This is a genomic window from Streptosporangium sp. NPDC049046, from assembly GCF_040649155.1.
In the GTDB taxonomy this organism is placed as follows: domain Bacteria; phylum Actinomycetota; class Actinomycetes; order Streptosporangiales; family Streptosporangiaceae; genus Streptosporangium.
In genome coordinates this window covers 61,691-82,421 of sequence record NZ_JBEZEZ010000008.1, presented here as the reverse complement: position 1 = coordinate 82,421, position 20,731 = coordinate 61,691, and the positions used below count along the sequence as shown (strand labels likewise).

Annotated in this window: 15 protein-coding genes; 11 read left to right on the top strand and 4 right to left on the bottom strand. The window is 69.8% G+C overall.

All coding sequences use genetic code 11. The features are described 5' to 3' along the window. The first annotated feature begins 72 nt into the window (after positions 1-72). Both AB0B96_RS13230 and AB0B96_RS13225 read left to right on the top strand, forming a co-directional pair. Positions 73-1,689, top strand: a complete 1,617-nt coding sequence (locus tag AB0B96_RS13230; protein WP_362898411.1) for a transporter substrate-binding domain-containing protein — start codon at positions 73-75, stop codon at positions 1,687-1,689. Continuing rightward, positions 1,686-2,807: a hypothetical protein gene (locus tag AB0B96_RS13225; RefSeq protein ID WP_362898409.1), complete on the top strand. Its 1,122-nt coding sequence runs from the start codon at positions 1,686-1,688 to the stop codon at positions 2,805-2,807. The genes AB0B96_RS13230 and AB0B96_RS13225 overlap by 4 nt, the downstream gene beginning before the upstream one ends. A gap of 114 nt (positions 2,808-2,921) precedes the next feature. On the opposite strand, the gene AB0B96_RS13220 is transcribed toward AB0B96_RS13225, so the two are convergent. Next, positions 2,922-3,167, bottom strand: coding sequence for a DUF2630 family protein (locus AB0B96_RS13220; protein ID WP_350944534.1), 246 nt, complete (start codon positions 3,165-3,167; stop codon positions 2,922-2,924). A gap of 311 nt (positions 3,168-3,478) precedes the next feature. Between AB0B96_RS13220 and leuA the strand changes: the two genes are divergently transcribed. Then, positions 3,479-5,191, top strand: coding sequence for a 2-isopropylmalate synthase (gene leuA, locus AB0B96_RS13215; RefSeq protein WP_362898407.1), 1,713 nt, complete (start codon positions 3,479-3,481; stop codon positions 5,189-5,191). 230 nt (positions 5,192-5,421) lie between these two features. Here the strand turns inward: leuA and AB0B96_RS13210 are convergent, their stop codons facing one another. Further along, positions 5,422-6,471: a YafY family protein gene (locus AB0B96_RS13210; RefSeq protein WP_362898405.1), complete on the bottom strand. Its 1,050-nt coding sequence runs from the start codon at positions 6,469-6,471 to the stop codon at positions 5,422-5,424. Positions 6,472-6,639: 168 nt separating this feature from the next. Here AB0B96_RS13210 and AB0B96_RS13205 point away from each other — a divergent pair, with 168 nt between their 5' ends. The 5 genes from AB0B96_RS13205 (at position 6,640) to AB0B96_RS13185 (ending at position 10,952) form a co-directional block, all read left to right on the top strand. Then, positions 6,640-7,101 carry a VOC family protein gene (locus AB0B96_RS13205; RefSeq protein WP_362898403.1) on the top strand — a complete coding sequence of 154 codons (462 nt, stop codon included), beginning with the start codon at positions 6,640-6,642 and terminating at the stop codon, positions 7,099-7,101. A 379-nt stretch (positions 7,102-7,480) separates the two neighbouring features. Then, positions 7,481-8,059 carry an SSI family serine proteinase inhibitor gene (locus AB0B96_RS13200; protein ID WP_362898401.1) on the top strand — a complete coding sequence of 193 codons (579 nt, stop codon included), beginning with the start codon at positions 7,481-7,483 and terminating at the stop codon, positions 8,057-8,059. A gap of 233 nt (positions 8,060-8,292) precedes the next feature. Beyond that, the gene (locus AB0B96_RS13195) at positions 8,293-8,742 is read left to right on the top strand and encodes a TraR/DksA C4-type zinc finger protein (protein ID WP_362898399.1); all 450 of its coding nucleotides are present in this window, start codon (positions 8,293-8,295) and stop codon (positions 8,740-8,742) included. A gap of 238 nt (positions 8,743-8,980) precedes the next feature. Then, positions 8,981-10,252: an FAD-binding protein gene (locus tag AB0B96_RS13190; RefSeq protein WP_362898397.1), complete on the top strand. Its 1,272-nt coding sequence runs from the start codon at positions 8,981-8,983 to the stop codon at positions 10,250-10,252. 148 nt (positions 10,253-10,400) lie between these two features. After that, positions 10,401-10,952 carry a hypothetical protein gene (locus AB0B96_RS13185; RefSeq protein WP_362898395.1) on the top strand — a complete coding sequence of 184 codons (552 nt, stop codon included), beginning with the start codon at positions 10,401-10,403 and terminating at the stop codon, positions 10,950-10,952. Positions 10,953-11,184: 232 nt separating this feature from the next. On the opposite strand, the gene AB0B96_RS13180 is transcribed toward AB0B96_RS13185, so the two are convergent. Then, on the bottom strand, positions 11,185-11,886 hold the full coding sequence (locus tag AB0B96_RS13180; protein WP_362898393.1) for a TetR/AcrR family transcriptional regulator: 702 nt from the start codon (positions 11,884-11,886) through the stop codon (positions 11,185-11,187). 121 nt (positions 11,887-12,007) lie between these two features. On the opposite strand from AB0B96_RS13180, the gene AB0B96_RS13175 reads away from it, so the two are divergent. Next, complete coding sequence (locus tag AB0B96_RS13175; protein WP_362898391.1) at positions 12,008-12,952, top strand: NAD-dependent epimerase/dehydratase family protein; 945 nt, start codon at positions 12,008-12,010, stop codon at positions 12,950-12,952. Positions 12,953-13,108: 156 nt separating this feature from the next. On the opposite strand, the gene AB0B96_RS13170 is transcribed toward AB0B96_RS13175, so the two are convergent. After that, the gene (locus AB0B96_RS13170) at positions 13,109-14,401 is read right to left on the bottom strand and encodes a Glu/Leu/Phe/Val dehydrogenase (RefSeq protein ID WP_362898389.1); all 1,293 of its coding nucleotides are present in this window, start codon (positions 14,399-14,401) and stop codon (positions 13,109-13,111) included. A gap of 255 nt (positions 14,402-14,656) precedes the next feature. On the opposite strand from AB0B96_RS13170, the gene AB0B96_RS13165 reads away from it, so the two are divergent. Together AB0B96_RS13165 and AB0B96_RS13160 are read left to right on the top strand one after the other, a co-directional pair. Then, positions 14,657-16,216: an alkaline phosphatase D family protein gene (locus tag AB0B96_RS13165; RefSeq protein ID WP_362898387.1), complete on the top strand. Its 1,560-nt coding sequence runs from the start codon at positions 14,657-14,659 to the stop codon at positions 16,214-16,216. Positions 16,217-16,638: 422 nt separating this feature from the next. Further along, positions 16,639-20,721, top strand: a complete 4,083-nt coding sequence (locus AB0B96_RS13160; RefSeq protein WP_362898385.1) for a LamG-like jellyroll fold domain-containing protein — start codon at positions 16,639-16,641, stop codon at positions 20,719-20,721. The last annotated feature ends 10 nt before the right edge of the window (positions 20,722-20,731 follow it).

The following is a 20,731-nucleotide window of genomic DNA, read 5'->3' as shown; positions in this document are numbered from 1 at the left end:
TCTTGATGAAGAGCCTCCCGCGGCGGGTGACGACGACATAATCTGCCCAGAAAAGCGGAGTCCGGGGGTGTCATGGCGAAGGAACCTGCGGACGGGGAGACGGGCCTGGAAAGGGCTCCCTCACCTCCCGAGAAGCAGCGCCGGTCTTCCCCGGGAGAGAGTGGCGGCTTGGCCGCGGGCTCGGGGGAGACCGGCCCTCCGGCCGTCGGCGAGCGCGAGACACCGCCCGGCGGGGCGATCGGCGAGCCGGACGGTGGTGCCTCCGGTGCCCCCGCCGCCCCCGGCTCGCGAGGCGACGAGGGACGCGACCGGCAGGGGCGTGATCCCGATGACCGCCACGACCGCGATCAGAGGTCTGATGACCGCTATGACCGTGACCGGCGGGGCGACGATCGGTATGAGCGTGACCGGCGGGGTGGTGATCCCGATGACCGAGATGACCGAGATGACCGCTATGACCGGGACCGCTGGAACGATGACGGGTACGGACGCGACCGGCGCGACGGCGGACGATATGAGCGCGGCCGGAGGTCTGACGACCGCTATGACCGTGACCGCCGGGACGATGACGGGTACGGACGTGACCGGCGCTACGACGACCGCCATGATCGCGCTCCGCGATTCGACGACGCGGACGTCAAGGGCTTCCAGCCCGGGCCGCCGACCACCCCGGCCGGAGCGCCGGGGCCGCCCCGCAGGCGCCGTTTCCGCCGTTTCCGGCTGGCCGCCTGGATCGCGCTGGTCCTCGCCGCGGTCGTGGTCGGGGTGTCCATCGCGTGGGTGAACGGGCCTCCCACCGAGGCCGAGCTGCGGGAGAAGGCGGGACTCCTCAACAAGGACAGACTGTTGATCGGGGTGAAGGAGGACACCCCCGGCATCGCCCTGCGGGAGCCGGGCGGGACCGGTTTCACCGGCTTCGACATCGACATCGCCTACATGATCGCGGCGGATCTGGGATTCCGGCCCGACCAGGTCGACTTCCTCGCCATCGAGACCGAGGACAGGGCGCGTATGCAGGCCCGCGACACGGACGGCACGTTCGTCAAGGTCGACCTCGTGGTGGCGACCTTCAGCGTGACGCCGGAACGCAGGGCCGACCCCTCCGTCGGTTTCTCCACGCCCTACCTCTACACCGAGCAGTCGGTGGTGACCAGGGCCGACTACCCCGACGACAACGTCGCCTCGCTGGGTCAGCTTGAGGGCAGGAAGGTCTGCTCACTCGGCACCTCGACCTCCCTGGCCGAACTGAGGAAGGCGATCAAGACCGATCCCATCGCCGAGCTCCTGATCAGCAAGTGCGTGGACCGTCTGGCGGACGGTGTGCCGAGCGACAGGGCGGCCGAGGCGGTGACGACCGACGCGGCGCTGCTGGCCGGGTTCGTCGCACAGCCGGAGAGGAAGCTGCGCCACCACGACATCGCGCTGGAGAAGACGGAGATGTGGGCGGTCAACGCGGGTTCCAACCGCGCGCTGCGTACCCTGGTCGACCTCGCGCTCTACCGCTCCTACGCCGATCCGGGCAACAAGATGTGGGAGGAGGCGTACGAGAAGCACATCCGGCCGTTGCTGGCGGCCAACCCGGGGGTGGACGTGGCGCAGGCGCAGCAGCCGTGCGCGCTTCCCCCGGACGTACGCCGCTGGCCCTGGGAGCGGACCCTCCCCGTGCGGGATTGCCCCTCCGCGCCTTGAAGCCCAACGCGCGGTTGAGGGACGCGCCGAGGAACCAGGAGTGGTTCCTCACGCTGCTGCCGGTGTTCCCGATCGTCCTGCTGGTGATGCGGCTGTGGTACGCCAGCAGGCAGGACACCCAGACGCTGCTCCTGCTCGTGCAGACCATCAGCCCGCTGGGCCTGCTGAGCGCGGTCCTGCTGACCACGGTGTGGGTGCTGCCCGTCGTCGTGGTCGGGGGCAGGCTTCTCGGCACCCTCTACTGGATCAGCACCGGCCGCTTCTCGTGGCTGGTGCACAGCGCCCAGCGGCTGCCCGGCTGGGTCGTGGTCCTCGCCGTCGCGATGGGTGTGTGCACCTGGCAGCTGCGCTTCCTGCCGACGCTCGCGATGATGTCACTCGCCCTGCTCGGGCTGACCGTGCGCGAACGGTTCCCGGATCACGAGGAGCTGCGGACGACGTTCTGCTACGCGCTGCCGGTGATCGCCGCCGTGCTGTCGTACGTCATGCTGTGGCCGGCGATCGTCTCGGCGTTCACCGCGCGGGACGTGGCGACCGCGATCCTGCTCACGCTTCCCCCGGTGTTCGCGGCGCTGCTGACCGGTCCCGTGCCCGAGGCACCGGCCAGGGTGCTGACCCACGGCATCGCGATCGGGATGGCGGTGTTCACACCGTTCCTGGTCGGCGTGGTCGTGATGAGGGCGCCGATCCTCCCGCTGATCGCCATACAGATCAGCGTGGAGAGTCCGACCGCGAAGAGGCCCGCCGAGGTGGTCGTGGGTTACATGGTCGCCAGCGACGACCAGATGACCACCGTCCTCAAGCGTGACGGTGCCGTGGAGTTCATCCAGAACGACAGGCTGCAGTCGAAGGTGCTCTGCCCCGATCCCGGTGAGGTGCCCAGGACGTGGGTGAACCTGCACGGCTGGTACGTCGAACAGAGTGTGATCTCCTGGCTCGCCCCGGCGTCGCAGCGGACTTCGGCGGACTCGCGCTGCGAGGGCCGTCCGGAGAAGGCGACCGGCCCGCTGTCACCGTCCTCCGACCGGTCCCCGGATCCGTCTCCACATCCGTCTCCGAGTACGGAGAAGTCTCCGACCCCGCCAGGTCTCCGACTTCCGCCGAGTCTCCGTCCGTGACCGAGCCGCGCGCCGGGTGAGTGCGGCGGAGCGGCAGGGGCGGGCGAGCGGGAGTGACGGGTCAGCTCGCGGGCCGGCCGACGCACTCCCTGTGACGAATTTTCGGGCGAACGGTCACTGACGGTAGTCTTCGACCTCGTCGATCGGGCGGGGGGCCGCCGAGTCGGGGTCCTCGCCGAACTCGCGGAGCGCCCGGCGCTGCCTGAGCAGGTCCCAAGCCTGGTCGAGAGCCTCCTCCAGCTGCTTGATCCGGTTGTTCTCCTCGTGTGAGGAGATCGAGTGCGAGCCCAGCTTCGCCCGGAGCTCCCGCTCCTCGGCGATCAGCTCGTTGATGTGGGCGAGGATGTCGCCGTCCTTCATGGCCGTTCCCCCTGTCAGAGTATTTCTGGACTGTATCCGATCAGTGGATCGTCGCACCGGGGGAATCGGGCGGCCTCGCGCGGCGGCCGTCGTGGGCGGCGCCTCCCGTACGGACGGGATCTGGAAGATCTTCGAAGTCCCGCGATGTGAGACCGAGGCACGGGGATCCTGAGACGTCTGCTAACGTGCTAGGCATGCTGCGCGGTCTGCTTCTTAGCTGCCGCGACGAGGGCCTGTAGAGGCCGGCTCCCTCGTCGCGGAGCGAGCCATGCGCGTCGGCCACGATTGTTTTCCCAGTCGAGGAGCCTTGCATGTATCCGCAGCAGCAACCCAGTCCCATGCCCTTCACGCGTTACCAGTCCTTCGCGCCGGTCCGGCTGGACGACCGCACCTGGCCCGGCAAGGTCATCGACCGAGCCCCCCGATGGTGTGCCGTCGACCTGCGTGACGGTAACCAGGCACTGATCGATCCCATGGACTCCCACCGCAAGCTCAAGATGTTCGAGTTGCTGGTGAAGATGGGATACAAGGAGATCGAGGTGGGCTTTCCCGCCGCCTCCCAGACCGACTTCGACTTCGTACGGCAGATCATCGAAGAGGACCTGATCCCCGACGACGTGGTGATCCAGGTCCTCACCCAGGCGCGGGCCGAGCTGATCGAGCGGACCTTCGAGTCGGTGCGCGGGGCCAAGCAGGCGATCGTCCACCTGTACAACTCCACCTCCACCCTCCAGCGGCGGGTCGTCTTCGGCCAGGACCGTGAGGGCATCACCGCGATCGCGGTCGAGGGCGCCAAGCTCTGCAAGAAGCTCGCCGCCCAGATGGACGACACGGAGATCTACTTCCAGTACTCCCCCGAGTCCTTCACCGGCACCGAGCTGGAGTACGCGGTGGAGGTCTGCGATGCCGTCAACGACGTCTGGCAGCCCACCCCCGACCGCAAGGTCATCATCAACCTGCCCGCCACCGTCGAGATGGCCACGCCCAACGTCTACGCCGACCAGATCGAGTGGATGCACCGCAATCTCGCCCACCGCGACTCGATCGTGCTGTCCCTGCACCCCCACAACGACCGAGGCACCGCCGTCGCCGCCGCCGAACTGGGCTACATGGCGGGGGCCGACCGGATCGAGGGCTGCCTGTTCGGCAACGGTGAGCGCACCGGCAACGTCTGCCTGGTCACGCTGGGCATGAACCTGTTCTCGCAGGGCGTCGACCCCGAGGTCGACATCTCCGACATCGACGAGATCCGCCGGGTCACCGAATACTGCAACCAGCTGCCCGTCCACCCGCGCCACCCGTGGGGCGGCGAGCTCGTCTACACCGCCTTCTCCGGCTCCCACCAGGACGCCATCAAGAAGGGCTTCGAGCACCTGGAGCGTGACGCGGCCGCCGCGGGCGTTCCGGTCGAGGAGTTCACCTGGGCGGTCCCGTACCTGCCGATCGACCCCAAGGACATCGGCCGCACCTACGAGGCGGTCATCCGGGTCAACAGCCAGTCCGGCAAGGGCGGCGTCGCCTACATCATGAAGGCCGACCACCACCTGGACCTGCCGCGCCGCCTGCAGATCGAGTTCTCCCGCGCGGTCCAGGCCCACACCGACACCGTCGGCGGCGAGGTGAACGCCACCCGGATGTGGGAGGTCTTCACCGACGAATACCTGCCCAACCCGGCCAGCCCGTGGGGCCGTCTGGGTCTGCTGGCCCACCGCACCACCTCCAGGGGTGACGGCAAGGACGCCATCAGCGCCGATCTGCGCCTCGACGGTGAGATCCGCGAGGTCGAGGGGGTCGGCAACGGTCCCATCTCCGCCTTCTGCGACGCCCTGGCGAGGGTCGGCGTCCAGGTGCGCGTCCTCGACTACGCCGAGCACGCCATGAGCGCGGGGACCGACGCCAAGGCCGCCTCCTACATCGAGTGCGAGATCGCCGGCCGCACCCTGTGGGGTGTCGGCATCGACTCCAACACCACCACCGCCTCGCTCAAGGCCGTCATCTCCGCGGTCAACCGCGCCGGCCGTTAGCGAAGGACCGTACGGCACGATCTGCCGTAGGAGGTTTCGACAGAGGCCCACAAGGCATCGACGTCGCTCACCCGACCGCGCCCACCGCGAAATCCGCCCGGGCGCGGTCGAGTCGTCTCCGCTCGCCTTCCGGTGCCGGAGACGCTCGTGACCTCAGGGCGAAGACGGTGTCGCGGTCGTCCTGGGTGGCTCCGAACAGTTGGCCGTGTGTGGTGGGTGACTATCTGCCTTCATGGTGTTCGGGGGGCTTCGGGCATGTTGGCCACGTCAGGCGCACTGCCTCGGTACCACTGGCCTGAGCGGGCGACGGGGCCGACTGTGGTTCTGGTGAATCGGCGGGCGAGGTGTTCGAAGGCGCCGGCGAGTTCGTCGGGGCCGACGACTTCGAAGTCGGCGTCGTAGCGGGCGATGGCTGCGGCAAGGCTGGGCCAGGACCAGGATCCGAGGGTGAGCCGGCAGCGGTAGGGGCCGATCTCCTCGACGACTCCGTCGCGGGTGTAGAGGGCCACGGTGGCGGCGGGCAGGTCGAGGATCACCGTGCCCTGGCAGGGCCAGTTGCCCGAGGAGTCGCCGGAGCCGCGGAACGTGCCGGTGACGAAGGCGGCGACGTCTCCTCCGGGCAGTACGCGTGGGGTGAACCGGGGCCCGTTGGGGGTGTGCGTGGTGATCCGGTCGGCGCGGAAGGTGCGCCAGTCGTCGCGGTCGAGGTCCCAGGCGATGAGGTACCAGCGTCCGTCCCAGGTGATGACGTGGTGGGGTTCGACGCGGCGCGGGGGTTCGTCTGCGGCCCCGGCGGCGTAGTCGAAGCGCAGGATCTCGCGGGCGTGGACGGCGGCGCTGACAGTCAGGAGTACGTCGCCGTCGACCGGGGCGGCCGGTCGGGTGGCAGGGGGTTCGACGGCGGTGACGCGCACCGCGTCGACGCGGTGCCGGAGCCGGGAGGGCATGACCTGCCGGATGGTGTTCAGTGCCCGTTCGGCGGGTTCGGCGAGGCCGCTGCCCGGGGTGGTGGCGGCGATCTGGAGGGCGATGGTGAGGGCGACGGCCTGTTCGTCGTCGAACAGCAGCGGGGGGAGGTCGGTGCCGGCGCCGAGCCGGTAGCCGCCGTCGGGACCCTTGACGGCGGCGATGGGGTAGCCGAGCTCGCGGAGCCGGTCGACATCGCGGCGCACGGTGCGCAGGCTGATGTCCAGGCGATCGGCCAGCACCGTGCCGGACCAGTCCCGGCGGGTCTGCAGCAGCGACAGCAGGGCCAGCAGTCGGGCGGAAGTCTTCGGCATGAACCTGATTCTGTCCGAAGTAGGTGCCACATCCTGTCACCTACCCCTGCGAATCTTCGTTTCGAGCCGGCCAGCCACCGCGACCCGGACACCCCTTTTTTTCGCCGGTGCTCTTACCACCCCATACGGGCCGTACCGCGCCTGGAAAATCAACAAGGAGTCACCCACATGGCCATTTCCACCACCACCCACCTGAACTTCCGCGGCGACGCCCGCGCGGCGCTGGAGTTCTACCAGACCGTGTTCGGCGGCCACCTCACCACCATCACCTACGGCGACTTCGGCATGCCGAAGGACATGCCCGACGCCGACAAGATCGTCTTCGGCCAGGTCGCGGCCGACAACGGTTTCGCCGTCATGGCCTACGACGTGCCCGGCCAGGCACCGGCCGCCGCCGTGCCCGCCGCCACCACTCGTGAGCACGGCATGACGCTGACCGGCGAGCGGTTCTTCGTGTCCGTCCGCGGCGAAACCGCCGAGGAGGTCGGCGCGTTGTGGGACAGGCTCGCCGACGGCGCCGACCTCATCGAGAAGTACGGTCCCTCGCAGTGGGCGCCGGGCTTCGGGATGCTGACCGACCGCTTCGGCGTCACCTGGATCCTCGATGTCGCCGCCCCCTACGCTGGCTGACCACCGCACCCATCCGGTCCGAGTCCGGCCCGAGGCGGCCTTCCCGGGCCGCCTCGGACCACCCGGCCTTCAGCCCCGGGCCCCGGCCTTCGTCATCAGCCATCCCGCGGTCACCTCGGCGATCATCGGAAACCCACGCCCTCACCGCGGACGGTGCCATCTGCGGTGTGATCGATCATGCTCGCGGACCTTTGCCCCGAGCGGCCGTTCGGAGACGCCCTCGACCGGTGAATTCATGGCATTCCGTGGCGAGTCACTGCGAGACATCCCCGCGTTATCGACGTAGCCTCTTCGCAGCTCAGGTACGACTCGCTCCCCCCGAATAAACCGAAAACGACTTATCGGTTATATGCGAAATTTGTATTTATCGGGGGAAACTATGCGATGTATTCTCGGCCTGGCCACCGCCGGGCTCGTCATCCTCAGCGGTACCGCCACCGCGGACACGCAGTCACCACCGAACCACATACCCGACCCGCCCGTGGCCCAGTCGGTCGCCGATCCGCCCCCGGTTCCGCCCAAGCCCATCGCGACCCCGCCCGTTCCGATGCCGCTCTGGCCCACTTCGATCCCGCGCCCGCCGTGGGGTCAGCCCATCCCGCCTCCGCCGATTCCGGCCCCGATGCCGCCCCGCCCGCCGTGGCCGACGGCCGGAGGCCCGTACGCCAAGCACCTCACGCTGACCGTCTCGCGCATAGGCAGGAAGCGGACCATCCGCCTCGGATGCGCGCCGCCCTACGGCATGCACCCCGAGGGAAGCCAGGCATGCTCGCTACTGCTCAGGGCGCAGGGCGACCCCGCACGCATCAGGCTGCCCTGGAGGGCCTGCCCGCAGTACTACGACCCCATCACCGTCACCGCGACAGGCACCTGGAACGGCCGCTTCATCAGATACCAGCGGACCTTCAGCAACCAGTGCGAGCTGCGCACCGCGACAGGGCCGATCTTCTCCTTCTGACACCCGTCCCGTGAAACACGCCGCTCCGGGCACGGGGCGGCGTCCGGGACACGGGAGGGCCCGCTGATCGGTGCCGGAGAGGATCGAGCGTGCCTGCCGTGGAACGGCGGGCCCGATCCCCGGTCCCCGTTCCCGCGAAAGGCTCCTACGGCGGCGAGGGTGCCCACGTCGCCGTACGGGCCGTTCCCCCTCACGCGTCCTGAACCGGGGGAAGGACACAGGTCGGTGGCCTCATGACATGGGTCGACGATGCTCACGGCCAGGAGTGGATCCGCGACAGGACGGGGGAGACGGCGATGGGCGAGCGGCCCGGGAAAACCGTGCTGTCCTCCTCCCAGCGGGCGGCGATGCGAGATCTGCTCGCCGAGGACCGCGAGAGGACGGTGGCCCAGATCGCGGCGCTGACACGTGACTGGGACGACCTCGTCGAGGCGTCGGCGCTGGTGGGCAATGACGACGAGCACGACCCGGAGGGGGCGACGATCGCCTTCGAACGGTCCCATCTCCAGGCCCTGCTCGACAGGGCGCGAGCCCATCTCGACGATCTCGACGAGGTGGCGGGGCGACTTCGGCGGGGCACCTACGGCGTGTGCGACGACTGCGGGCGCCCCATCGCCCTGGAGCGCCTGAAGGCACGCCCGATCGCCAGGACCTGCATCGAGTGCGCGGCCCGCGGCCGATGAAGGCCCCCGGTGATGTCCAGACATTTCTGAACTAACCTGGGGGCGGCAATGCCCGCCGTCGCGTCTCGCGCGATCACCGGTCATGAGCCGTGCTCGCGCACGGCCACGACCGCGACCGCCCGGCCGCGATCCGTGCCCCCGCCCGGTCGCCCGAGTGAGTCCGTGTCCCGGCACGATCACCGCGTGTGGCGCGCATCCGCCGCGTACGGCCTGGCGTGAGGCGTGGAGAGGGCACATCGTGACCAGAGGGTTGCTGAACTGGGCGGGCAACATCACCTACGGCGCCGCGCGGATCCACCGCCCCGGCGACGTCGAGGAGCTCCAGGAGGTGGTCGCGGGCAGCGCCGCCATCGGGGCGCTCGGCACCCGCCACTCCTTCAACGAGATCGCCGACCGTCCCGGCGGTGACCTCGTCTCGCTGGAGGGCCTGCCCGCCGCCTTCGAACTCGACCCGGAGCGGGGCACGGTCACGGTCGGCGGCGGGGTGCGCTACGGCGAGCTGAGCCGGTGGCTGTACGGCGAGGGCTACGCGCTGCCCAACCTCGGCTCCCTGCCGCACATCTCGGTCGCCGGCGCCTGCGCCACGGCCACGCACGGTTCCGGCGTCGCCAACGGCAACCTGGCCACCGCGGTCTCCGGCCTCGAACTCGTCACCGCGGACGGTGAGATCACCGTCCTCAGCCGCGAGAAGGACGGCGACCGCTTCGCCGGGGCGGTCGTCGGCCTCGGCGCGCTGGGCGTCGTCACCAGGGTCGTCCTCGATGTCGTCCCGGCCTTCGAGGTGCGGCAGTACGTCTACGAGAACCTGCCGTGGGCGCGTCTGGAGGAGCACTTCGAGGAGGTCCTCTCCGCCGCGTACAGCGTGAGCCTGTTCACCGGCTGGATCGGCCCCCGGATCGACCAGGTGTGGGTGAAGCGCCGCGAGGACGAGTCCGGTCCGTGGGAGGCGGCGCCGCGCTGGCTGGACGCCACGGCGGCCACGGCCGACCGGCACCCGCTGCCGGGGATCTCCGCCGTCAACTGCACCGCGCAGATGGGCGTCCCCGGCCCCTGGTACGACCGGCTGCCGCACTTCCGTCTGGACTTCACCCCGAGCAGCGGGGAGGAGCTCCAGTCGGAGTATCTGTTGCCGCGCCGCCACGCCCTCGCCGCGCTCCGCGCGCTGGACGCGGTCAGGGACGTCATCGCCCCCGTCCTGCAGATCTCGGAGATCCGTACCGTCGCGGCGGACGACCTGTGGCTGAGCACCGCCTACCGCGAGGACGTCGTCGCCGTCCACTTCACCTGGAAGAAGGACTGGCCCGCGGTGAGCCGGGTGCTCGCCGTGGTCGAGGAGTCGCTGGAGCCCTTTGAGGCCCGCCCACACTGGGGCAAACTCTTCCTCATGGGACCCGATCGCCTGAACTCCCTGTACGACCGGCTCCCGGACTTCCGGCGCCTGGCCGCCGACCTCGATCCCACGGGCAAGTTCCGTACCCCGTTCCTCGACGCCCGTGTCTTCGCTTCCTGACGGTTCCCAGCCTCAACCTTGATCCGGACATCAACTCACAAGCGGATCTTACGATCGGATCAGGGTAGTCAACTCCCATCACAGTGATAACAGTGCGATATCCACCGTTAGAGCTCGTGAATCCAGCGCTGGTGATGAGGGGGAGAGCATGGAACGCAATACGGTCGTGCGCGCGATGCACGATGTCGGGCTGGCCGCCTGGTTCGGGGGATCGTTGATGGGAGCGATCGGCCTCAACGGTGCCACCGCCGCGGTGAGCGACAGGAGCGAGCGCCTGCGGGTCGCGAACGCGGGATGGGGCAGGTGGGCGCCGGTCAGCGCGGCGAGCGTCGGCGCCTTTCTCGTCGGCTCGCTCGGTCTGCTGTCCGCCAACAGGCGGCGCGTGGCGTACCAGCGCGGGGTGGGGGCGAGCACCGCGGCCAAGGCCGTGCTGACCGCCGGGGCGCTCGCCGCGACCGCCTACACCGGGGTGCTCGGTGCCAAACTCGCGGACGCGGGCGACGTGCCGGTGGAAGGTGCCGTGAAACCGGAGAAGGAGACTCCGGAGGACGTCGCCAAGACACAACAGCAGCTGCGTCTCATGCAGTGGGTCGTCCCCGCCGTCACCGGGGTGCTCGTCGTGCTCACCTCCCTGCACGGAGAGCAGCAGCGGCCGGGCCAGGTCATCCGGGGAGCCGCGCGCAAGAAGTTCTCCCGGTAGAGGGCCTGCGGCCCTTCACACGGTCTCACGTGGACCGTCGTCCCACGGCCCCTCGGGGCCGTGGATCGCCGGGTGCCCGTCTGACCGACGCCAGGAAGACCCTGGAATTCAATACCTTGAGTACGGCGCGATCGCCCCTCTCTCTGCAACCTGGTGTGACATGTGACGACAAATAGCGTCCATGCCGAGGCCCTGCTGTGCGGGGTGAATTACCCGGCCAACTCGTGACGTATCAGACAGACAGCCCGAGGGTGCGGGCCTGACAGCGCATGGCGTGGTCGAAGGCCGACGCGGGATCGAGGATCGCGTTGTCGAACTGGCCGAACACCTCGAAGTTGATCCAGCCGAACAGGCCGGTCCAGGAGATCAGACCGCGGACGACCACGTCGTCGGGGACGTCGGGTATCAGTTCGCGCACGCGTGCGGCGTCCTCGTGGAAGGACGGCGGGACGGGCGGGTGGGTGGTGTCGGGCGGGTTCAGCGCTCCGGCGCGGTGGGCATCGGAGACGATCCGGCCGTAGACGGCGGTGTCGCGGACCGCGGCCGGGACGGTGTCCTGGGGGGCGCGGTAGCCGGGGACGGGTGAGCCGTACAGCAGGGCGTACTCGTGCGGGTGGGTGAGTGCCCAGTCCCGCACGGCGTGGCAGACCGCCATCCACCGCCTCCCGTGGTCTTCCGGCGGGACGGCCGCGTCGGCGTTCTCCACGGCCTCGCCGATGGCGTTGTAGCCGTCGATGATCAGGGTCGTGAGCAGGTCGTCCCTGGACGGGAAGTAGCGGTAAATCGCCGAGGAGGCCATGCCCATCTCGCGGGCGACGGCGCGCAGGGACAGGCCGCTCGCGCCGTCGACGGCGAGCTGCCTGCGGGCGACGTCGGTGATCTCGCGGGTCAGCTCGGCCCTGACCCTCTCGCGTGCGCTGAGGCTCGAACTCATGTCGCGACCATATCAGAGCACTGTCAAAAAACGAGAGCACTGCTCTTGACGAGCGGTGCTCTCTAGCGAGAGCATTGCTCTCAGAACGGAACGGGTAAGCCACCGCACAGGAAGAGGAATCATGGCCAAGCACGTCATCGCCGGAGCCGGACAGGTCGGCTCGGAGGTCGCCAGGCTGCTGACCGGGCAGGGGCACGAGGTCGTCCTCATCAGTCGCTCGGGCTCGGGCCCCGACCTGCCGGGTGTCCGCAGGGTCGCCGCCGACGTGAGCGACCGCGAGAAGCTGACCGCCCTGACCCGGGGCGCCGCCGTCCTCTACAACTGCGTCAACCCGCGCTACCACGAGTGGGCGCGCGACTGGCCGCCGCTCGCCGCGTCCCTGCTGGGAGCCGCCGAGACCACCGGCGCCGGATACGTCATCCTCGGCAACCTGTACGTCTACGCGGCGCCCGACCGGCCGATGAGGGAGAACGACCCCCTCGACCCGCCCAGCGCCAAGGGCGCGATCCGGGTGAAGGTGTGGCGGGACGCCCTGGCCGCGCACGAGGCGGGCCGGGTCAGGGTGACCGAGGTGCGCGGATCCGACTACTTCGGCCCCGGCTGCCTGGACCAGTCGCACCTCGGGGAGAGGTTCGTCCCCGCACTGCTCGCCGGCAGGACCGTCCGCTTCGCCGGAGACCCCGACCAGCCGCACAGCTGGACCTATGTGCCCGACGTCGCGCGGACCCTGGTCGCGGCGGGTGAGGGCGAGGACGCCTGGGGTCGCGCGTGGCACGTCCCCACGAACGAGCCGATGCCGGTGCGCGAGGTCGCCGAGCGCCTGTGCGCGCTCGCGGGAGTGCCCAACCCGGGGGTGAAGGCCCTGCCCCACTGGATGCTGCGCACCGGCGGGGTCTTCTCACCGATGCTCAGGGAGCTGGAGGAGTTGCGTTACCAGTTCGTCCGTCCCTTCGTCCTCGACTCCGACGTCTCCCAGGCGGCCCTCGGTCTCGCGCCGACCCCGATGGACGAGGCGCTGGCCGCGACGCTCGCGTGGTGGCGCGGCCGCCTGGCCGTGGCGGCGTGACGGCGCGCCTTCGTACGCGGGGACGGGTGCCACGACGCTCTGAAGGCGGGCGCGGACCATCGGGCACACCCGGTACGCGGGACGGGGGAACGCCGGTTCCCGCCGCCGGGGAGGGCCGGTATGTCCGGGCCGGTGTGCGGCACGTCCCCGACGGTCTCAGGAATGCGGCGCGCGTGCCCGGTGGGCGTCGGCGACCCGGCCGACACCGATCACATGGGCGGCCTCGCGCAGGGTGATCCCGCACTCGGCGGAGACCGCCGCGGTCGTGTCGAACGCGTCCCGCACGATGCCGCGAAGCCTCGCGTCGACCTCGCGCGCGCTCCAGCGACGCGCCTGCATGTCCTGGAGCCACTCCAGGTAGGAGACGATCACACCTCCGGCGTTGGCCAGGATGTCGGGGACCACGGTGACGCCCGCGTCGGCGAGGACGCGGTCCGCACCGGGCGTGGTGGGGGAGCTGGCGCCCTCCACGACCAGGCCGGCCCTGATCCGGGTGGCGTTCTCCTCGGTGATCGCCCCCTGCATGGCGGCGGGGACGAGCACGTCCACGTCGAGCTCCAGCAGTTCCTCCGCCGGCAGTGCGTCCGCCCGGCGGTAGCCGCGTACCCCGCCGGTCTCCTCCGACCAGGCCCGCAGGTCGTCGATGTCCAGGCCGGAGCGGTCGATCACGGCCCCGGTGCGGTCGGAGACCGCGATCACGAGGCAGCCCGCGTCGGCGAGGTAGCGCGCGGCGGGGGCGCCGACCTTGCCGAAGCCCTGGATCGCGACGGTACGGCCCTCGGGGGAGCCGCCCAGAGCCCTGAGCGCGGCGATCCGCACGCCGCGGGCGGTCGCGGTCCCGGCCGTGTCGGGCACGCCGCCGGGGGAGACGGGGCCGCCGATCGTCACGCCGGGCACCGGGTAGCCCGCGTTCACCGAGTAGGTGTCCATGATCCAGGCCATGGTGCGCTCGTCGGTGCCGACGTCGGGGGCCGGGATGTCCCGCTCGGGACCGATGACGGGCAGGACCTCGTTGACGTAGCGCCGGGTGACCCGTTCCAGCTCGCGGGCGCTCAGCGAGGCCGGGTCCAGGGAGACGCCGCCCTTGGCGCCCCCGTAGGGGATGCCGGCCAGCGCGCACTTCCACGTCATGCCCATGGCCAGGGCGGTGACCTCGTGGACGTCGGTGCGGGGGTGGAAGCGGATGCCTCCCTTCGCCGGGCCGCGGGTAGTGTTGTGCTGCACCCGGAAACCCTGCACGACGTCCATCCGGCCGTCCTCGCGGCGGACCGGGACCGAGACGGTGAGCGAGCGGCGGGGGGTGGCGAGCATGGTGCGCAGGCTGTCGTCCAGGTCCAGCCGGCCCGCGGCCCGGTCGAGCTGGAAGAGCGCGGAGTCGAGGGCCTGTCGGCCGGGACTGACGGGAGCGGTGGCGGCCGGCGTCGTCGACGGCACCGTGAGCGTTCTCAAGGGATACCTCCGTACGGTGAGCGAAGCGCCCTTGCTCCGCTCGGGGCACATGGTCACGATCAGACTAGGCGCGGTTTTTTGCCCGCAGGGTCGGGCCGTGTTTCGTTCTCATGACTGATTCGCGGATCGGGTCGCGAGCCTGCGAGCAGGAGGTGTGTTGTTATCTGCCTGCTCCCCTGGGCAATCTGGGAGTAAAACATAGATTTTCCAGAATCCGGTCAGGATTCCTACCGTTGTGCAGCCGAGGGGATGAAAGTGCCGGAACTTGTGGTCGGGCCGATGTTGCGTTACGTGGACGAGACGAGCGCGTCGGTGTGGATGGAGACGAGCGAGCCGTGCGAGGTGACGGTCGAGGTCGGCGGCGTGCGCTCGGAGGCGAGGACGTTCACCGTCCACGGTCACCACTACGCGATCGTGGACGTGGAGGGCGGAGGCGCCTACGAGGTGCGCCTGGGCGGGGAGACCGTGTGGCCCCTGCCCGATCAGCCGCCGAGCCGCATCCGCCTGCTCGGCCCCGACGGTCCGAATCGCGTCATGTTCGGCTCCTGCCGGACCAGCGTGCCGCACGACCTCGTGTACACGATCTCCCACGGGGTGGACGTGCTGCGCGCGTACGGTGGCACGCTGCCCGAGACGCCCGACGAGCGCTGGCCCGACCTGCTGCTGCTGCTCGGTGACCAGGTCTACGCCGACGAGCCGTCCGCGGAGATGCTGGAGTTCATCGCGGGCCGCAGGGACACCGAGCCGAAGAAGGAGATCGCCGACTTCGAGGAGTACGCCGAGCTGTACCGCCTGGCGTGGACCGACCCGGAGATCCGCTGGCTCCTCTCCACGGTGCCCAGCGCGATGATCTTCGATGACCACGACCTGCGCGACGACTTCAACACCTCCATCTCCTGGCGTACGTCGATGGAGGAGGTGCCGTGGTGGCGGCACCGGGTGATCTCCGGGATCGGCGCCTACTGGGTCTACCAGCACCTGGGTAACCTGTCGCCGGCGGAACGCGCCTCGGACGAGCTGCTCAGCAAGGTGTGCGCGGCCGAGGGGGACGGCGCCGAGGTCCTCGACGCCTTCGCCGAGCACGCCTACGACGTTCCCGCCGACAGCCGGTGGAGTTACGCCCGCGACCTCGGCGACACTCGCCTGATCATGCTCGACTCCCGCTGCTCCCGCCAGCTCGACCCCGATGACCGGCGCATGATCGACCCGGTGGAGTGGGAGTGGCTCACCGAGCAGCTGCACAAGGGGGGCGCGAAGCGCTTCGTGATCGGCTCCTCGGTGCCGTTCCTGCTCCCCGCGGGCATCCACCACATCCAGAACTGGAACGAGGCCCTCGCCCAGGGGGCCTGGGGCAAGACCGTGGCGCGCTGGGCCGAGGCCCTGCGCCAGGCCGTCGACCTGGAGCACTGGGCGGCCTTCCGCCGCTCGTTCGAGGACCTGTCCAAGCTGCTGGCCGGGCTGGGAAAGCCGGTGATCATGCTCTCCGGCGACGTGCACTACTCCTACGTGGCCAAGGCGCGCGACCTTCCCGTCTACCAGCTGGTCTGCTCCCCGATCCGCAACCCGCTGAGCCGCACCCTCCGCCTGGCCAACATCGTCGCCCAGTTCGGCATCGCGAGCCTGGTCGGCCGCACACTCTCCCGCACGGCGAGGATTCCCAAGCCGCCCTTCAAGTGGCGGATCACCGACGGCCCGTGGTTCTCCAACGCGGTCGCGACCCTCTCCCTGGACACGGCCCCCACGTCGGTCCGCTGGGACACCGCCACGGGAACCGAGGTATCGGAGATCACCGTCGTGAAGCTGGAGGAGGGCTAGCGAAGCGCCCTCCGTTCCCCCGCGCTCCGAAGAGGGCCGGGGGCCGTCGCGATCTTCCGGCCGGGGGCCGGTCGGCGGACCGCGGCGCTCTTCTCGCGCGCCGGGAAGTATGTGAGGCGTGCTCACCTGGGCGGATGCGGAAATCGCTTACCGGGGGCCGCGGGCGTGCTCGTTTTGATCATAAAAAACGTTGACATCGAACGTCACTCGGTTTTACATAGTGATCATCAGCGCTGATTTGCCCCTTTTCTACCAGGTGACACAGCTTTGTGCTGCCGTCATCTCTTTTTCTGGTGAGGCGCATGTCAACGTTACGGGGCCTGGCGGCCGTACTGGCCGCCGGGGTTATCGCTACGGGGTCAACAGTTGCGATCGACGTTCATGGAGGGGCTCCGAGAGCCGTCGCCTCCTCGGCGGAGCCGGTGGCTCCGACGGATGAGCAGGCCGGCAGGATCGCCCGCGAGACGGGCCGCAGTACGGAAATCCTCGCCAAGCGAGGTGAGAGCAGGGAGGTCTTCGCCAATCCCGACGGTTCCTTCACCGCGGTGGAGCACCTTCGCCCTGTCAGGGTCCGGCAGGACAGTTCCTGGGTGGCGCCGGACGTCACCCTGATCCGCAGGCCCGACGGGTCCATCGGGCCCAAGGCCTCCACCGTCGACCTGACCCTCTCCGGGGGAGGGGACGAGCCCATGGTGCGGATGGCGCGCGCCGGCCGGGAGATGTCGCTGAAGTGGCCGGAAAAGCTGCCGGAGCCGGAACTGCAGGGCGACTCGGCCGTCTACCGCTCGGTGCTCAAGGACATCGACCTGGTCGTTCGGGCCGACACCGACGGGTTCGCGCACACGCTCGTCGTGAAGACCAGGGAGGCGGCGGAGAACGGAGCCCTCGCCCGGCTCGGCTTCGACCTGGGCGAAACCGAGCTGGCGGTGCGCGCCGAGCCGGACGGGCGACTGCGTGCCGTCGACACCGAGGGAGGGGGCGCGGTCTTCGAGGCCCCGTCGGCGATCATGTGGGATTCCGGCACGCAGGCCGGGAGCACGCCTGCTGAGACGGCGCCTGCTGAGACGGCGCCCGCAGAGACGCCCGCAGAGTCGGCGCCCGCTGAGACGGCGAGGCGCACGACGGCCGAGCCGGAGGAGGACCTCGCCAGGGGCCCCGCCCCGACCTCGAAGGTGGCCGATGTCGGGACCGCCGTCGAGGACGGTTCGCTCACCCTCACCCCCGAGACCACGCTGCTGACCGCCCCCGACACACGGTTCCCCGTCTACATCGACCCGGTGTGGAAGACGGTCAAGGCGTCCGCCTGGGGATATGTCTCGCGTACCTACCCGAGCACGTCGTACTACAAGTTCAGCGGCAAGGCCGACTCCGGCATGGGCTACTGCTCGGGTGACGCCAGGTGCGCGCCCTCGGACGTGAAGCGCATCTTCTACCGGATGCCCACCAGCGCCTACGCGGGCAAGCACATCATCTCCGCGGAGTTCGTCGCCAAGGAGACCTGGTCCTACTCCTGCGACGGCCGTACCGTGCAGCTCTGGCGGACCAAGGGGTTCGTCGAGGGCTCGACCTGGAACTCCACCAAGGACAACTGGCTCGAACACCTCGCCACCCGGGACGTGGCGAAGGGCTGGTCCTCCGACTGCCCGGGTGGCGACGTGGAGTTCAACGCGACCGCGGCGGTGAAGGACGCCGCGGCGGGCAAGTGGTCGACCACCACGTTCGGACTCAGGGCCGGGTACGAGACCGACCCGAAGGGGTGGAAGCGGTTCGCCGACGACGCCTGGCTCCGGGTCAACTACAACACCCCACCGCCGCAGCCGAAGATGTCCAACCTGACGATGGACCCGGGCGGCAAGTGCGTCTACTCCCCGGCCCCGGCGGTGCGGGTGCCCCCGACGCTCTCGGCGGTGCTGCACGACTCCGACTCCGCCGACGCCAAGAAGGTGTACGCCGAGTTCCAGGCCAGCTGGGACGGCGCGACGAAGTGGACCTCCGGCAGGATCGGCCCCAAGACCACCGGATCGACGTTCCAGGTCAAGATGCCCTCGACGATCCCCGAGAAGAAGACGATCGCCTGGTCGGTACGCACCTGGGACGGCTACCAGTACAGTCCGTGGAGCTACGCGGGCGACGCGACCGGCTGCTACTACACCTATGACAAGAGCGTGCCGGCCGCCCCCGCGCTGACCTCGACCGCCTACCCCAAATCGGATCCCGAGGACGAGCTGGACCCGTGGTACGACGGGGTGGGCCGCTACGGACGCTTCACCGCCACCTCCACCTCCACCGACGTCGTCAAGTACTGGTTCGGGATCAACGGCAACCCCACGCAGGCCAACGAGCGCAAGCCCGCCACCAACGGCGGGCCGGTGACGATCGACATCGCGCCCGAGCACGCGGGACTGAACTACGTCACGGTCCAGGCCTTCGACGCGGCCGGCAACGTCAGCGAGATCGGCCGTCACGCCTTCAGGGTCAAGACCGGGGCGCCGGCGAAGGCGGAGTGGCCGCTGGACGAGCCCATCGACTCCCCGCAGGTCACGGATGTCGGGGGAACCTTCCCCGCCACCGTCACCGGCGGCGTCACGCTGGGGGTGGACGGCGTCTCGAAGAGCGCCGCGCAGTTCAACGGCTCCACCGGGTACGCCAGGACGACGGCCCCGGTGGTGAACACCACCACGAGTTTCTCGGTGTCGGCGTGGGCGAGGCTCCCCGAGGTCAAACCCACCCACGCCGGAGTGATCGCCACCCAGGCGGGCACGGCTCGACCGGGCTTCGAGCTGTACTACTCCTCCTCCTACGACCGGTGGATCTTCAACAGGTTCAGCACCGACAGCACGAGCGCCACGATCGTGCGGGCGATAGGGGCCACCGCGCCGCAGGGCGGGGAGTGGGCGCACCTGGTCGGCGTGTACGACTCGGTCGCCAAGCACATCAGGCTCTACGTCAACGGCAAGCTCGCCTCGACCACCGCGTTCACCACGCCGTGGAACGCCACCGGACCGGTACAACTCGGCGCGAGCCTGTACAGCACGGTCCCGGACGCGTTCTTCCCCGGTGAGATCGACGACCTGCGGATCTTCGACCGGATCGTCACCGCGGAGGAGGTCGGCAACCTCTTCAGCCAGCACCCGGTGGTGAACGCCCGCTGGAAGCTGAACGACTCGGCCTCGGCGGTCCGGGCGAGCAAGGCGTACTGGAAGCTGGACGAGGCGGCGGGCGCGACCCGCGCCGAGGAGGTGGGCGGCGTCCACCCGGCGAGCAAGGTCGGCACCGTCACCTTCGGGACGACCGGGAAGTCCGGCAAGGCCGTCACCCTCAACGGCACGAACGGGTACCTGAAGACCACCGGGGCCGTGCTCGACACCACCAAGAGCTTCTCGGTGTCGGCGTGGGCGAGGCTCCCCGCCACCAAACCCACCCACGCGGGGATCATCGCCACCCAGACCGCGTCGGTGAAACCGGCGTTCGAGCTGTACTACTCCTCCTCCTACGACCGGTGGATCTTCAACCGTTTCAGCGCGAACAACGCCTCCGCCACGATCATCCGGGCGCAGTCCACCTCGGTGCCGCAGGGCGGGGTGTGGACGCATCTGACCGGGACCTACGACGCGGCGGCCAAGCAGATCAGGCTCTACGTCAACGGCAAGCTGGCCTCGACCACGGCGTTCACCACGCCGTGGAACGCCACCGGACCCGTGCAGCTGGGCGCGGGTTCCTACGACGGCGCGGCCGGGTCGTTCTTCCCCGGCGAGATCGACGACCTGCGGATCTTCGACCAGGTCGTCACCGACTCCGAGATCGCCACGCTGGCCTCGGGATCCCCGCTGACCATCGCGGCCGACGACGGCACCGCGGGCCGGCACGTCACCCTGTACGGCAACGCCCGCATCGACCAGGGCGCAGGCTGGGTCGGCACCCCGCCCGGCGCGCTGGTCCTGGACGGTGACGGCGACTACGCGGCCAGCGCCGGTCCCGTGGTGCGCACGGACGACAGCTTCACCGTCGCCGGCTGGGTGACCAGTGCGGGCCGTCCCGGCCGGCCGGCGACGGTTTTCAGCCAGGAGGGCGCGGTCAACAGCGCCTTCACCCTCCGCTACCGGCCGGACCCGGCGGATCCGGTCAACGCGGGCGGCTACCAGATCGAGATGCCGGACTCCGACGCCACCGGAGCCACCCGCCCCACCTCGGAGCACTCGGCCTTCCAGTCGGGCTTCGAGTGGGACCACGTGGCGATCGCCTACGACGCGCTCCAGGACGAGATGCGGCTCTACGTGAACGGGGAGCTGGAACAGACCGAGGAGCAGGTGTCGTGGCGGTTCAACGTGCTGGGCTTCAACGCCACGAAGGGATTGCAGCTCGGCCGGACCAAGGGCGACGGCGCCTGGGGCGAGTACTGGCCCGGCGTGATCGACGACGTGTGGGCCTTCCAGGGAGTCGCCACACAGGAGCAGATCCAGATGCTGGCCGCGGGCAACGAGCTCGACACCGAGACCGGCCCCTGACCTGAGGAAC

Excerpts from the sequence above, each read along its gene's own strand:
- AB0B96_RS13205 (WP_362898403.1), top strand. The coding sequence starts at position 6,640 with ATGGCCATTTCCACCACCACCCACCTGAACTTCCGCGGCGACGCCCGC.
- AB0B96_RS13230 (WP_362898411.1), top strand. The coding sequence starts at position 73 with ATGGCGAAGGAACCTGCGGACGGGGAGACGGGCCTGGAAAGGGCTCCC.
- AB0B96_RS13220 (WP_350944534.1), bottom strand. The coding sequence starts at position 3,167 with ATGAAGGACGGCGACATCCTCGCCCACATCAACGAGCTGATCGCCGAG.
- AB0B96_RS13175 (WP_362898391.1), top strand. The coding sequence starts at position 12,008 with ATGGCCAAGCACGTCATCGCCGGAGCCGGACAGGTCGGCTCGGAGGTC.
- leuA (WP_362898407.1), top strand. The coding sequence starts at position 3,479 with ATGTATCCGCAGCAGCAACCCAGTCCCATGCCCTTCACGCGTTACCAG.
- AB0B96_RS13180 (WP_362898393.1), bottom strand. The coding sequence starts at position 11,886 with ATGAGTTCGAGCCTCAGCGCACGCGAGAGGGTCAGGGCCGAGCTGACC.
- AB0B96_RS13185 (WP_362898395.1), top strand. The coding sequence starts at position 10,401 with ATGGAACGCAATACGGTCGTGCGCGCGATGCACGATGTCGGGCTGGCC.
- AB0B96_RS13195 (WP_362898399.1), top strand. The coding sequence starts at position 8,293 with ATGACATGGGTCGACGATGCTCACGGCCAGGAGTGGATCCGCGACAGG.
- AB0B96_RS13210 (WP_362898405.1), bottom strand. The coding sequence starts at position 6,471 with ATGCCGAAGACTTCCGCCCGACTGCTGGCCCTGCTGTCGCTGCTGCAG.
- AB0B96_RS13200 (WP_362898401.1), top strand. The coding sequence starts at position 7,481 with ATGCGATGTATTCTCGGCCTGGCCACCGCCGGGCTCGTCATCCTCAGC.